Genomic DNA, 12,456 nt, shown 5'->3' with positions numbered 1-12,456 from the left:
GGATGTCCAACCAGAACGGTAAAGAAGCTCGAAAAATCATCATCAAGCGTTTTGATGTGGTCGAGGGTGGTCATCATGGCGGGGCGTGGAAAATTGCCTATGCCGATTTCGTAACGGCCATGATGGCGTTCTTCCTTGTCATGTGGCTCATCAATGCCACGACGGAAGAGCAGCGCAAGGGTATCGCCAATTTCTTCAATCCGATGGCGGTCTGGAAGGATGTGCCGCCACCGGTGGAGAATGTCCTGCCCGCGGCACCGGAGCCAGTGTCTCTGGAGACGAAACCGGTTGCCCTGAAGCCGGGAAAGGACCAGTACGGCAAGGTGTCCCAAGAAGCCGGAGGCTCCCAGCAGGGGAAGGGCCAGACCGCGCCGGGCGTGCATACAGCGCAGATCGTCGTTCTGCATGACAGCCAGATCCAGCCCGGTGAGCCCCCCGTTACGCCTTCTGTCCAGAAGGCTGAGCAGGAGGCCAGGGCTGCCGCGGCCCAGAAGATCCAGGCGCTCATTAGCAATACGCCCGAACTGGCGGATGTCCGTTCCCAGGTCTCGGTCACGGTCGGTGATGACGGGCTGCATGTCCAGATCGCGGATTCCGATCATCAGCCGATGTTCGCTATGGGGCAGTCCTCGCCCAATCCTCATGCCGTCCAGTTGATCAAGGCAATTGTGCCGTATCTTGAGAAGCTCCACGGCAAGCTCTCCATTGCCGGATACACCGACGCTGCTCCCTATCGCCCTGGTCAGCTGAGTAACTGGAGTCTGTCGAGTGCGCGTGCGGTCGCAGTACGGGATCTCGTTGTCCAGAGCGGCTTTCCGGACCGGCGTTTGAGATCCGTCAGCGGATATGCCGACCGCAATCTTTTTGACCCCACCCAGCCGCTCAATCCCGGGAACCGTCGCATCGTCCTGGTGCTGTCGCCCGATATTTCTCAATAAATTCAAGTTAGTCAGGAAATTTTCGGATGTTCATCATTATCGGTCTGGTCGTTGTTCTGGGTTGTGTTTTCGGATCGTTCGTAGCATCCGGCGGTGCTATCGGCCCGCTTGTCTCGTCAATGCCGTTCGAGCTTCTGACCATTCTGGGAGCCGCAGTCGGAACCTTTCTGATGGCTAACTCCCTAGGCGCCGTCAAACATCTTCCTGCCGGTATCAAGAAGGCCATGAAAGGCTCCCAGTACGGCCGGACGGATTACGTCGATCTTCTGAGCTTGCTGTTCCACATTGCGAAACTGGCGTCTTCCAAGGGGTTCATGGCGCTGGAAACTCATATCGAGGATCCGCAGGGCAGTACGGTTTTTGGTGCCTTTCCGAAGATTCGGGACAATCCCCATGTCTGCTCGTTCATCTGCGACTATCTGCGCATGGCGGGCATGAATGCGACTGATCCGTACCAGATGGATGAAGTGATGGGGAACGAACTCAAGAAGAACATGCGCGAGGAAATGCATCTTCCCCATGCACTTCAGTCTGTCTCCGACGCGTTGCCTGCTCTGGGAATTGTGGCGGCGGTTCTGGGCGTTATCAAGACCATGGCGTCCATCAGCAAGCCGCCGATCGTTCTTGGCGAAATGATTGCGGGCGCGCTGGTGGGAACATTTTTGGGTATTCTTTTGGCCTATGGAATTGTGGCTCCGATCGCGAGCCGACTTGGGGGCGTGGTTGAGGAAGAGTCGTCTTATCTTGATCTCGTTCGCTCCGTTATTGTTGCTCATCTTCAGGGAAATGCGCCACAGGTCAGTGTTGAGATCGGGCGTAAAAGCATCCCTTCCGACTTGATGCCGAGCTTTCAGGAAGTCGAAGAAGCGGTCAGCGCAGCGGCTGTGGCCTGATCGGTCGGATGTCTTTACGATGTCGATATTGTTGGTATCGTAAAGGCTTTCCATGTTTCCTGTTCTTGCGAGAGCACTGTGCCTGTCTCTCTCCATCCTGCCTCTGGCAGCTTATGCGGGTTCGCCCTCTCTCCCGTCGCCTGCCGAACTGAGCCAGACGGACGGTGCGAAGGCGCTGGACTGGGTGAGGGCACAGAATGCCCATACAGAGGCGGTCCTCACATCTGATCCACGCTACAAACCCCTGTATCAGAAAATCCTGACAGCCCAGCAGTCTCCGGTCCGTCTTGCCGTTCCCACGCAGCAGGGTGGGGAAATCTGGAACTTCTGGCAGGACGATGTTCATGTCCGCGGGATCTGGCGCAGTGCTTCGGTCGCATCCTTTAATTCCGGTCATCCGGAATGGAAAACGCGCTTCGATCTTGATGCTCTGGCCCGCACAGAACACGCCAACTGGGTCATGGAGGGTCTTGAGTGTCTTGCGCCGCAGGATCGCTTCTGCCTCATGTCCCTGTCTCAGGCAGGGGAAGATGCGCATGTGGTCCGGGAATACGACACGCAGACGGGTAGTTTTGTAAAAGACGGTTTCGTTCTGCCGTCCGGAAAACAGACCGTCATCTGGGTGGATGCCGATACACTTCTGGTTTCGCGGGACTGGGGAGCGGGCAATGCGGGGCTGACCAAGTCAGGTTATCCTTATTCGGTCCGGCTGCTCCACCGCGGTCAGTCACTGGCTCAGGCTGTCGAAATCTATCGTGGGCAGACCACGGACATGGATGTTTCGCCGGAGAGGCTGCGCGATGAGAAGGGGCGGCAGCTTTTCTTTATCAGCCGTCACCGGGATTTCTTTCACACGGAAGTCAGTCTTTTCAATCCTGTCACGCATCAACTGAGTCGGCTGTCCCTTCCGGAGAAATACGACAGCCTCTCCTATCTGGATGGTCAGCTGGTCCTGCATCTGCTTCAGGACTGGGTCTTGCACGGACGGATATTCCGTGCGGACAGTATTATTGCCCTGGATCCGGAAAAGCCGTCTGAACCCCGGCTTATTCTGTCGCCGACGTCCCATCAGACCATCGGGGATGGTATGGGGGACGCTGTGGCGGTGACCAAGGATGGTCTGGTTGTTGTTGTGTATGACGATGTCCAGCCTGTCCTGAAGCTTTTCCGCCATGAGGCGGATGGTGCATGGACCGCGCGTTCCATTGCGCTGCCTAAAAACATGGCGGCGGAAATCGTCTCGTCAGATCCGAAGCTTGCGCAGGCCTATCTTCAGCTTGAAGGGTTCATTCAGCCGCCGCAGCTATGGAGCCTAAATACGACGTCACAGACCGCGCAGCCGCTGTATCGTCAGCCGGACCTGTTCGATGCGTCCGGTCTGGTCGTGGAGCAGATGTCGGCGACCAGCACGGATGACACGGCTATTCCCTACTTCATCGTTCATGCCCGAGACTGGCAGAAGGATGACGCCCGTCCGACCCTGATGACGGCTTATGGCGGGTTCGGACTTTCGTATCTGCCCGTCTATCATCCGGATCTGGGGATTACGTGGTTTGACCGTGGTGGCGTGTATGTCATGGCCAATATCCGTGGTGGCGGAGAATTCGGCCCGGCCTGGCATGATGTCGCCCGGCGGGAAGGACGGCAGAAGGCTTATGACGACTTTGCGGCTGTGGCTCGCGATCTGATCGCCAGGCATATTACGTCGCCGAAGCATCTGGGGCTGCGGGGGCGCTCCAATGGCGGTCTTCTGGCGGGTGTGGAGTTCACTCAGCATCCTGACCTGTGGAATGCGGCGATCATTGGTGTCCCGCTTCTGGACATGATGAATTACGAGCAGATGGCCGCTGGGGCGTCTTGGGCTGCGGAGTATGGGAGCATCTCCGAGCCGGGGCCGCGCACCTTCTGGAAAAAGATGTCGCCCCTGCAGAACCTGAAGGCCGGAGTGTCCTATCCTGAGCCGTTCATCTTCACGTCCACGCGGGATGATCGCGTTGGTCCGATCCATGCACGCCGGTTTGCAGCCCGGTTGGAAAGCCTAAAGCTGCCTTTCCTATATTATGAGGATGTGGAAGGTGGTCATGCCGGTACGGTCAATGCAGCTGAGATCGCGCATGAGCGGGCTCTTGAAGCGATTTACCTCAGCCACAAGCTGATGGACGTACAATAAGTCACGCCGCGCCCCTGTCCGTTCAAAGGAACGGGTAGGGGAGAGGCAGGGTTTTAGGCACAAAAAAAGCCGCTGTCCCGAAGGACGCGGCTCCTTTTCCGTTCGGAGGACGTGAAGGCTTAGAAGCCTTCACGCTCCAGACGCTTACGCTCCATCTTGCGAGCGCGACGAACAGCTTCGGCTGCTTCGCGGGCACGCTTCTCGGAGGGCTTTTCGAAGTGGCGACGCAGCTTCATCTCACGAAACACGCCTTCGCGCTGCATCTTCTTCTTGAGCGCCTTAAGCGCCTGGTCAACATTGTTGTCACGAACGAGAACCTGCACGGTGCCGTCAACTCCTTATGGGCCCGCTCTTAAGCGCCACCCGTGATATGGCATTCCAACTAAGGATGGTGCCCTTAACACATCTTTTGCGGGGAACGCAATTCATTCAGGAACGCTTGAATGGATTATTCCCAACGCGCACTCTGGGACACTCGGATGCTACTCCCGTTTAAAGGACAGACGTTTTCATGGCCCTGCTTAAGATTGCCCGTATGGGCAACCCCGTCCTGCATCAGGTAGCACAGGCCGTTTCCGACCCGAAAGCCCCGGAAATTCAGTCGCTCATCGCAGATATGCTGGAAACGATGGCCGATGCCCGGGGTGCCGGATTGGCCGCGCCGCAGGTTCATCAACCCTTGCGGATTTTCGTCTATCACGTTCCCACGAACCGCGTGGCGAATCCCGAAGAGGCATTGCTGCCCCGCGTTTTTATCAACCCCGAAATCAACCCTGTCGGTGATGAGATGATGATCTGTAGCGAGGGGTGTCTGTCGATTCCGGGCCTCCGGGCCGATGTGCCACGCCATGCGAGGGTCCGGTATTCCGGGTTGGATGAGAATGGTGAGTTGCTCGAAGGTGAGGCGACCGGTTTTCATGCCAATGTTCTGCAACACGAGAACGACCATCTGAACGGCATTCTCTATCCGCAGCGCATTACCGATTTCGAACGATTCGGATATGTGGAAGAAATTCTCCGGTGAGCTCCCGTCTTATGGACGTTTCGTCATCTGCCACGGCGCATCTCTATCTGCGCGAAGATCGTATCCGTCAGTCCTACGAAGCCATGATGCTGGCCTGGCGGACTTTGAATGCCGATTGTGAGGCGCTTCTGCGTGAAAAGGGGCTGGGGCCTGCGCATCATCGCATCCTGTTCCTGACGGCCGCTCATCCGGGGATTACGCCCGGGGTTCTTCTGAATAGTCTGGGCATTACCAAGCAGTCTCTAGGGCGTGCTTTGGGAGATCTGCGGGAGCGTAAACTGCTTATTCAGGAAGAAGACCGTCATGACCGCCGCAAACGGCCGCTACGGTTGACGGCGAATGGAGAAGCACTTGAGCGGGAACTCTTTCTTATGATTCGCGAAGTCATGACCCGGGCGTATCGAGAAGCCGGCATGACAGCTGTCGAGGGGTTCCGGCGGGTTCTGGCGTCTCTTCAGGCTCCGTCGGAAAGTTGCGCGCGATGAGTGATGAACATATCCTTGTGGTCGATGACGATCCGCGTCTGCTGCGTCTGCTTCAGCGTTATCTGTCGGAAAACGGCTATCGTGTCAGTACGGCGCTTGATGCGCAGACGGCACGGGATGTCTTGCAGCGCATTCAGCCGGATGCTCTTGTCCTTGATGTGACGATGCCAGGCGAAGATGGGCTATCGCTGACGAACAGTCTGCGCAGAGACGGCCTGTCGCTGCCGATCTTACTGCTGACGGCGCGTGGTGAGCCGGCGGACCGGATTGATGGGCTGGAAGCGGGGGCGGACGATTATTTGGGCAAGCCCTTCGAGCCGCGTGAACTTCTGCTCCGTCTGCGCGCGCATCTGCGCAGGGTGGTGCCGTCCCTGCAGGCTGTAGATGAGGTCCCGGATGTCCTGCGTTTGGGAGATCTGGAATTTGACGTCAAACGAGGTCTTCTCAGTGGACCACAGGGAGCGGTCCATCTGACGGGCGGAGAGTCTGCACTTCTTGGGGTGCTGACCCGTCAGCCCGGGACAGTGCTATCGCGTGAAGCCATTGCCCGCGCCCTTGAAATGGACGAGATCGGTGAGCGGGCCGTCGATGTGCAGGTCACGCGCCTGCGTCGTCGGATTGAGGTCGACCCCAAGGAGCCGCGTTTTCTTCATACCGTCCGAGGAAAAGGCTATGTTCTCAAGCCGGGACGCTGACCCTGTGGGGGAGCGAGACGACGCCTGGCAGAAGCTGGACCGCCCGCTGAGGCGCATCCTGCCGCGCTCCCTGATGGGACGATCCATGCTGATCGTTCTCATTCCGCTGCTGGTCACGCAGGCCATTGCGCTGGGCCTGTTTTATGGCACCTACCTGAATGTGGTCTCCAGGCGCCTTTCGGATGGTGTTACGGGTGAAGTCTCGCTCGTTATTGCTATGATCGAGCACACCTCTTCAGACGCCGAGCGGACACTCGTGCTTCAGGACGCGTCGTCCCGGACCCAGCTCGGATTTTCATTCCAGCCCGGTGAAATGCTTTCCCGGTATGGCACCAATCATGTCCTTGGTCCGATGGATGATGATTTCGCGCGATCCATCCGGCAAAATCTTGGACGGCCCTATGATGTGGACTGGTCGGAGTCTCCGCAGACCGTCCGGGCGTCCATCCAGCTTCAGCAGGGTGTGATGGTGGTCATGGTGCCGGTGAAGCGCCTGAATATCGGTCCGATCTGGTTGTTCGTCGTCTGGGCTGTCAGTAGTTCGATCGTACTGTTCCTGATCGCAGGTCTGTTTATGCGCAATCAGGTTCGGGCCATTCGCAGGCTGGGTCATGCGGCCGAACTGTTTGGTATGGGAAGGGACCAGGGACCGATCCGCCCGCAGGGCGCGCGGGAAGTCCGTCAGGCTGCCATTGCTTTCAACCGTATGCAGGCGCGCGTTAATCGTTTCGTGGCTCAGAGGACGGCGGTTCTCGCCGGGGTGTCGCATGATCTGCGGACGCCTTTGACCAGGCTGCGTCTGACCGTCGCTATGATCCCGGTTTGTGGCCCTATCCGTGCCGAGGCCTTGAAGCCGGATCTTGCGGATATGGTTGCGGATATTGAAGATATGGAGCGCCTGATTGGTAGTTATCTGTCCTTTGCCCGAGGAGAGGGCGCCGAAGAGCCTGTTCTGACTGATCTGAGGGGTATGCTTGCTGATGTCGCAGCGGCCACCGTAAGGGCTGGGGGACAGGTTCTGGGTGTGGAAGGGCGTGAGGGCGTGGAATCTACGGTGCGCCCCGATGCCTTGCGGCGTGTGCTGACAAACCTTGCGGAAAACGCCCGCCGCCACGGGGGGGCGATGCGTTTTTCTCTGCGTGAGGGAGAGCGGAACGTTGAAATTACGGTTGAGGACAACGGCCCTGGTTTGTCGGCCAGTCGCCGGGCGGTAATTTCAGAACTTAATGGCACGATGGCCAGTCAAAATGGGAACAGCAGCGGGCTGGGTTTAACGATCGTGCGCGACATCATTCATGCCCATGGCGGATCGATCCGTTTGGTGGAAAGCCCACTGGGAGGGCTGGGTGTGGTGCTCAGCCTCCCGAAATAGTCAGGCTCAGGGCAGCGTATTGCCAGCGCCGCCATTGCCGGTGCCCTGACCGCCCATCGGGCCGGTGCTGCCACCGAACTGGCTGCTCATGCCGCTCATCGGGTTGTAGCGGCCGACATTGCCCAGCAGTTCCTGCAGGATGGACGAACTGGTGCCCGGTGTCGGAGTTTTTGCGCCTACCATGCCGACATACATTGCGTTCTTCTTGTTCAGCGTGTCCATCTTGCGTAGGACGCCGCCGTTATCGAAGTTCAGGACTACGACCTGCTGCTTCTTCACGCTCGGGAACGTCAGCGGCGTCGGGGACGTGATCATGGACACGTAGATCCATGTGTTGTCGTCGAAGGTTGCGTGAGCGGTCGGTGACCCTAGCAGATCCAGAACATCGGTGCGTGTGCTCGTTCCGGGAACAAGCTGTGCGTAGTCGGTCTTTTCGATCAGGGAGCCGCGCGGCTCGGGAATCGGGGAAAAGAACGAGCATCCGCCGAGCAGCAGCGGAACACATGCCACTCCGGCCTGTGCGAAGCGGCGAAGGAGGCGTGTTCTGCTTTGGGGCGTCGGGGAAGATGCGTTATTCATGGATCCGGAAACTATCCTGTGCAAGAGAACCGCTCAAATGAGCGCGTGCCCGAACGGCGCCTGCATGTCAACGATTTCCCCCATATTCCGGGGGTGGAGTGCCTGAATGTCCCATTCACCCGAATTTTCCCGACGCATCCCCTTCAATCGGCTGGGATCGGGGCTGGACGAGACGATCGAGGCCTCGCCCGCCGAGCGCAGGGCTCTCGCCGCCCGGCTTGGAATCCCTGAGATCGAAACCTTGGTCTGCCGGTTCCGCCTGATGCCTTCGGAGAGCCGGAGCGTTCTGGCGGAAGGGCATCTTTCGGCGAAGATTACGCAGATCTGTGTTATTACGTCCGAGCCTTTCGAAGATGTTCTGGCTGAGACTTTTTTTCTGAAGTTCATTCCTGAATCCGACATGCCGGAAGACGAATTCGATATCGATTCCATCGACCTGGATGGACCGGACGAAGTTCCGCATGATGGAAAAGCCGTCGATATCGGTGAGGCAGCGGCTGAACAGCTGGCCCTGATGCTGGACCCCTATCCGCGCAAACCTGGTGCCGGTTTGGAAAATGCAGTTGACGTGGCGCCTGCAGAAGGGGAAGAAGGGGAACATCTGTCTGGCGAGGAGCCGGATGGTCTGCGTCGTCCCAATCCGTTTTCGGCGCTTTCGGCGCTGAAAAACCGGGGCAGGAAAGAATAAAATCCCACGTCTGACTTGCGGGATGTTACGAGCTCTGCTAGAGCCGCCCGCCTGAACTCGACGTAATTACGAGACGACGAACAACCAGGGCACCGGATGCCGCGGGGAGCGGAGCAGGGGTGCCGACACTGAAGCAGAAAGAGGCATAAAAGCCATGGCCGTCCCTAAAAGAAAGACTACGCCGTCCCGTCGTGGCATGCGTCGCAGCCACCAAGCCCTGGGTGTTGAGGCACATGCAGAGTGCTCGAACTGTGGTGAGATGAAGCGTCCGCATCACGTTTGCAGCCACTGTGGCCATTATGACGGCCGCGAAGTGGTCGCCGCTGGAAACAGCGGCAAGGGCCTGAAGACCGCCGTCCGCGCCTGATCCCTACCTGCGGGTCCGTAGCTTCCAGAAAGCGCGGCCCGCATCTGTGATGCTGTCCGGGAAACTGTCTCAATGACCAAAGCGCCTGACCGTGGCACCGCGGCCTCCGGGCCTTACGCCCTCGCCGTCGATGCAATGGGTGGTGACAGAGCCCCGGATATTGTCCTTGCCGGCCTCGAACTGGCCGCCGACCGGCACCCGAAGGCTCGTATTCTCCTGATCGGAGACGAGGTCCTTCTCAGGCCGGCTCTGGCAAAATATCCTAAAGCTGCGCGTCTGTGTGATATCCGTCATGCTGCGGCAAGTATTTCCATGGACATGAAGCCGACTGCGGCGCTTCGTGTGCGGGGCTCGTCCATGCGCATGGCCATGGAAGCCGTCGCTGCCGGAGAAGCCTGCGGTGTCGTGTCGGCGGGTAACAGCGGCGCCATGCTGGCTCTGGCCAAAATTATCGTCAAAGCTCTGCCGGGTATTTCCCGTCCCGCCATGATTGCTGTCGAGCCTTCCGCACGCGGTGATATCGTGATGCTGGATCTCGGGGCGAACATCGCCTGCGATGCTCGCAATCTGGTCGAATTTGCTATCATGGGTGAAGCCTTTGCGCAGGCCGCCCTAGGTCTTCCGTCTCCTACGATTGGTCTTCTCAACGTTGGTTCGGAAGAGCTGAAGGGTGATGACCGTCTGCGTCAGGCGTCTGAACGCTTGCGTGCCAGTCCTCTGGCTCCCCAGTTCCACGGCTTTGTGGAAGGTCATGACATCACCGCTGGGACGACCGATGTGGTGGTGACGGATGGCTTTACGGGAAATGTTGCCCTGAAAACCGGTGAAGGGGCTCTCAAGTTGGCCTTCAGCCTTCTGAGGCGCGTCTTCCAGACCAATCTTCTGACCCGCCTGGGGTATCTTCTGGTCAAGCCAGGTCTGGAGCGGATGCGGGAATGGATCGATCCGCGTCGCTATAACGGCGCCCTGTTTGTTGGCCTGAACGGTATTGTCGTGAAGTCGCATGGCGGTGCAGATGGTGAGAGCTTTGCCGCGGCTGTAGATGTTGCCATGGATGCCGTCACACACCATTTGAACGACAAGATCCGCGATCGCCTGGAGCAGCTTGGAATGGGGGCTCCCGAGCCTGTCGCTCCTGTCGCTGCCAAGGTCGCGCCTGAACCTGTGAGCTGAAAAACATGTCCGATCCCATTCGTGTCCGCCTGACGGGTGTCGGGGGTTATCTTCCGCGTGAGGTTGTAACCAACGACGATCTTGCCCGGAAATTCGGTATCGAGACTTCGGACGAATGGATCAAAACCCGAACCGGTATCGGCCAGAGGCATATCGCTTCCGATGACGAGACGACGTCCAGCATGGCGGCTGAGGCCGCGCGTCAGGCGCTGGAATATGCTGACGTAGATGCGTCACAGGTCGATGCCGTTCTGGTCGCCACTGCGACGCCGGATCAGGTCTTTCCGGCCGTGGCTGTGCAGGTGCAGGCTCGTCTTGGCATGACTGCCGGGTTTGGCTTTGACATCAGCGCGGCTTGCTCGGGTTTTGTCTATGCCCTCGCGACGGCAACGGCCCTAATGCAGTCAGGACAGGCCAAAAAGGTCCTGGTGATCGGCAGCGAAGTTTTCTCGCGCCTGCTGGACTGGACCGATCGGTCTACCTGCGTCCTGTTTGGCGATGGTGCAGGGGCGGTTCTTCTGGAAACCGGCGCTGGAGAAGGCGAGGGCGTTCTGTCCACGCATCTGCACTCGGACGGCCGGACCGGCGATATCCTGTATGTGGATGGTGCTGCGGGTTGCCCGTCAACATCGCAGCATCTGCGGATGCAGGGGCGTGAAGTTTTCCGTCATGCTGTCGTTAAGCTTTCGCAGGCTGTCGATGAGGCCCTCGAAGTCAATGGTCTGACCGGGCAGGATATCCAGTGGATGGTCCCCCATCAGGCGAATCTGCGCATCATTGACGGGATGGCTAAGAAACTGGCGCTTCCGGCGGATCGGGTGGTCGTGACCGTAGATCGTCATGCCAATACGTCTGCGGCATCGATTCCGCTTGCTCTGAACGAAGCCGTGCGGGATGGACGGGTCAGGAAAGGCGATCTGGTGCTGATGGAAGCGCTGGGTGGCGGTCTGACCTGGGGATCTGCTCTTATCCGGATGTAAGCCTGTGGCCTGACAGTGCGCAGGTTAATGATTGATTCCTTTGACTGTTCTGAACGTCATGATACGCAAGTGACATGAGCACAGTCACGCGCGCGAATCTTGTCGAGCATCTCTACAGTCGTGTCGGTCTTTCCCGGCATGACTCCTCCATGATTCTTGAAAGCCTGCTGGGTGTGATCTCAGACCGTCTTGAAGCAGGCGAATCCGTAAAACTAAGCGGATTCGGAACATTCTCTGTCCGCCAGAAGGGCGAGCGTATCGGCCGCAATCCCAAGACGGGTGTGGAAGTTCCCATCTTGCCGCGAGCAGTGCTGGTGTTCAGACCTTCCCAACTGCTGAGGGATCGCATGAACGGTTCCGAGAATGGCGCAGCGGCCGAGGCTTCCTCCCATGACAGATAATTTCATATCCCAGACCGTCATGGTTTCACCGAGCGACGATCTTGCTTCCGCTCCGGAGAAGGTCAGGAAGGCGCCTGAGGCATACCGCACTATCAGCGAAGTCGCTGAAGAGTTGCATATTCCCCAGCACCGTTTGCGATCCTGGGAAACCATTTATCCAGGCGTAAAGCCTTTTCGCGGGGAAAGTGGCCGTCGTTATTACAGCCCCGAGCATATCGAGACACTTCGACTGATTTCGGATCTTCTTTATGTGCAGGGATACAAGGGGCAAGGGGTTCTACGGGTTCTGAGGGAGCGCCGTGCCGAGAAGACGCGTGCAGCCGCCCAGAAGGCTGTTCCGGAGACTGTGTCTGAAACGGTTCAAGAGGTTTCGGCAGCATCTGCGGAAGTGGTTCAAGTTCCGGTTGTCACGGTTGAGGTGACTGAAGCGAGTTCTGCATCTGTTGTGGACGCACCGCCGGTAGCCGAGCCTGTCGAAAATGAAGACATTCCGGTGACGCCGACAGAGGTCAGCGTTGACGATATTGTTTTTCCAGAAGTTCCTGCCATGGCCCACGAGGTCATGCTGACGGAAACGGTTGACAGTACGGCAGAAAATGGGATCCCCGAAGCCGAAGCCGAAGCCGAAGCCGAAGCCGAAGCCGAAGCCGAAGCCGAAGCCGAAGCCGAAGCCGAAGCCGAAGCCGAAGCC

The 12,456-nt window shown here is 58.4% G+C and carries 15 protein-coding genes; 13 read left to right on the top strand and 2 right to left on the bottom strand.

Going from position 1 to position 12,456, the window contains the following annotated elements; genetic code table 11:
• The first annotated feature begins 2 nt into the window (after positions 1–2).
• The 3 genes from GSP01_RS09505 to GSP01_RS09495 are packed head-to-tail and all read left to right on the top strand — an operon-like array spanning position 3 to position 4,001.
• Complete coding sequence (locus GSP01_RS09505; protein WP_141352994.1) at positions 3–938, top strand: flagellar motor protein MotB; 936 nt, start codon at positions 3–5, stop codon at positions 936–938.
• A gap of 26 nt (positions 939–964) precedes the next feature.
• A complete protein-coding gene (gene motA / locus GSP01_RS09500; protein WP_141352992.1) occupies positions 965–1,831 on the top strand; it encodes a flagellar motor stator protein MotA in 867 nt (288 codons plus the stop codon).
• A gap of 52 nt (positions 1,832–1,883) precedes the next feature.
• A complete protein-coding gene (locus tag GSP01_RS09495) occupies positions 1,884–4,001 on the top strand; it encodes a prolyl oligopeptidase family serine peptidase (protein ID WP_141352990.1) in 2,118 nt (705 codons plus the stop codon).
• Positions 4,002–4,120: 119 nt separating this feature from the next.
• Here the strand turns inward: GSP01_RS09495 and rpsU are convergent, their stop codons facing one another.
• Positions 4,121–4,324 (bottom strand): 30S ribosomal protein S21, encoded by a 204-nt coding sequence (rpsU, locus tag GSP01_RS09490; RefSeq protein WP_011251722.1) that lies wholly within the window; start codon positions 4,322–4,324, stop codon positions 4,121–4,123.
• Positions 4,325–4,512: 188 nt separating this feature from the next.
• Between rpsU and def the strand changes: the two genes are divergently transcribed.
• Genes def through GSP01_RS09470 form a run of 4 tightly spaced genes read left to right on the top strand, consistent with a single transcriptional unit; the run spans position 4,513 to position 7,577 of the window.
• Positions 4,513–5,025 (top strand): peptide deformylase, encoded by a 513-nt coding sequence (def, locus tag GSP01_RS09485; protein ID WP_141352988.1) that lies wholly within the window; start codon positions 4,513–4,515, stop codon positions 5,023–5,025.
• Entirely contained in the window at positions 5,022–5,510 is a 489-nt protein-coding gene (locus tag GSP01_RS09480; RefSeq protein ID WP_141352986.1) for a MarR family winged helix-turn-helix transcriptional regulator, read from the top strand. Before def ends, GSP01_RS09480 begins: the two co-directional genes overlap by 4 nt.
• Entirely contained in the window at positions 5,507–6,205 is a 699-nt protein-coding gene (locus GSP01_RS09475) for a response regulator (protein WP_141352984.1), read from the top strand. The genes GSP01_RS09480 and GSP01_RS09475 overlap by 4 nt, the downstream gene beginning before the upstream one ends.
• The gene (locus tag GSP01_RS09470) at positions 6,183–7,577 is read left to right on the top strand and encodes an ATP-binding protein (protein ID WP_141352982.1); all 1,395 of its coding nucleotides are present in this window, start codon (positions 6,183–6,185) and stop codon (positions 7,575–7,577) included. Before GSP01_RS09475 ends, GSP01_RS09470 begins: the two co-directional genes overlap by 23 nt.
• A 6-nt stretch (positions 7,578–7,583) precedes the next feature.
• Here the strand turns inward: GSP01_RS09470 and GSP01_RS09465 are convergent, their stop codons facing one another.
• Positions 7,584–8,156 carry an outer membrane protein assembly factor BamE gene (locus GSP01_RS09465; protein ID WP_041110521.1) on the bottom strand — a complete coding sequence of 191 codons (573 nt, stop codon included), beginning with the start codon at positions 8,154–8,156 and terminating at the stop codon, positions 7,584–7,586.
• Between the two features lie 106 nt (positions 8,157–8,262).
• Here GSP01_RS09465 and GSP01_RS09460 point away from each other — a divergent pair, with 106 nt between their 5' ends.
• The 6 genes from GSP01_RS09460 to GSP01_RS14900 form a co-directional block, all read left to right on the top strand.
• Positions 8,263–8,844, top strand: coding sequence for a DUF177 domain-containing protein (locus GSP01_RS09460; protein WP_141352980.1), 582 nt, complete (start codon positions 8,263–8,265; stop codon positions 8,842–8,844).
• 154 nt (positions 8,845–8,998) lie between these two features.
• Complete coding sequence (gene rpmF, locus GSP01_RS09455; protein WP_011251715.1) at positions 8,999–9,211, top strand: 50S ribosomal protein L32; 213 nt, start codon at positions 8,999–9,001, stop codon at positions 9,209–9,211.
• Between the two features lie 72 nt (positions 9,212–9,283).
• A complete protein-coding gene (gene plsX / locus GSP01_RS09450; RefSeq protein WP_141352978.1) occupies positions 9,284–10,384 on the top strand; it encodes a phosphate acyltransferase PlsX in 1,101 nt (366 codons plus the stop codon).
• A gap of 5 nt (positions 10,385–10,389) precedes the next feature.
• Complete coding sequence (locus GSP01_RS09445; protein WP_141352976.1) at positions 10,390–11,364, top strand: beta-ketoacyl-ACP synthase III; 975 nt, start codon at positions 10,390–10,392, stop codon at positions 11,362–11,364.
• Positions 11,365–11,438: 74 nt separating this feature from the next.
• Positions 11,439–11,765, top strand: a complete 327-nt coding sequence (locus GSP01_RS09440; protein ID WP_041110517.1) for an integration host factor subunit alpha — start codon at positions 11,439–11,441, stop codon at positions 11,763–11,765.
• Positions 11,755–12,456 (top strand): MerR family transcriptional regulator (locus GSP01_RS14900; protein ID WP_176582810.1); only part of this gene is annotated, 702 nt, incomplete at its 3' end. The genes GSP01_RS09440 and GSP01_RS14900, both read left to right, overlap by 11 nt.

Origin of the sequence: Gluconobacter sphaericus NBRC 12467 (assembly GCF_006539125.1) — a bacterium.
GTDB lineage: Bacteria > Pseudomonadota > Alphaproteobacteria > Acetobacterales > Acetobacteraceae > Gluconobacter > Gluconobacter sphaericus.
The sequence above is the reverse complement of the archived record's forward strand: the minus strand, read 5'-3'. Positions and strand labels throughout refer to the sequence as shown.

What these genes read in the sequence shown, in the direction of transcription:
- GSP01_RS09505 (WP_141352994.1), top strand. Translation starts at nt 3, where the DNA reads ATGTCCAACCAGAACGGTAAAGAAGCTCGAAAAATCATCATCAAGCGT.
- motA (WP_141352992.1), top strand. Translation starts at nt 965, where the DNA reads ATGTTCATCATTATCGGTCTGGTCGTTGTTCTGGGTTGTGTTTTCGGA.
- GSP01_RS09495 (WP_141352990.1), top strand. Translation starts at nt 1,884, where the DNA reads ATGTTTCCTGTTCTTGCGAGAGCACTGTGCCTGTCTCTCTCCATCCTG.
- def (WP_141352988.1), top strand. Translation starts at nt 4,513, where the DNA reads ATGGCCCTGCTTAAGATTGCCCGTATGGGCAACCCCGTCCTGCATCAG.
- GSP01_RS09475 (WP_141352984.1), top strand. Translation starts at nt 5,507, where the DNA reads ATGAGTGATGAACATATCCTTGTGGTCGATGACGATCCGCGTCTGCTG.
- GSP01_RS09470 (WP_141352982.1), top strand. Translation starts at nt 6,183, where the DNA reads ATGTTCTCAAGCCGGGACGCTGACCCTGTGGGGGAGCGAGACGACGCC.
- GSP01_RS09465 (WP_041110521.1), bottom strand. Translation starts at nt 8,156, where the DNA reads ATGAATAACGCATCTTCCCCGACGCCCCAAAGCAGAACACGCCTCCTT.
- GSP01_RS09460 (WP_141352980.1), top strand. Translation starts at nt 8,263, where the DNA reads ATGTCCCATTCACCCGAATTTTCCCGACGCATCCCCTTCAATCGGCTG.
- rpmF (WP_011251715.1), top strand. Translation starts at nt 8,999, where the DNA reads ATGGCCGTCCCTAAAAGAAAGACTACGCCGTCCCGTCGTGGCATGCGT.
- plsX (WP_141352978.1), top strand. Translation starts at nt 9,284, where the DNA reads ATGACCAAAGCGCCTGACCGTGGCACCGCGGCCTCCGGGCCTTACGCC.
- GSP01_RS09445 (WP_141352976.1), top strand. Translation starts at nt 10,390, where the DNA reads ATGTCCGATCCCATTCGTGTCCGCCTGACGGGTGTCGGGGGTTATCTT.
- GSP01_RS09440 (WP_041110517.1), top strand. Translation starts at nt 11,439, where the DNA reads ATGAGCACAGTCACGCGCGCGAATCTTGTCGAGCATCTCTACAGTCGT.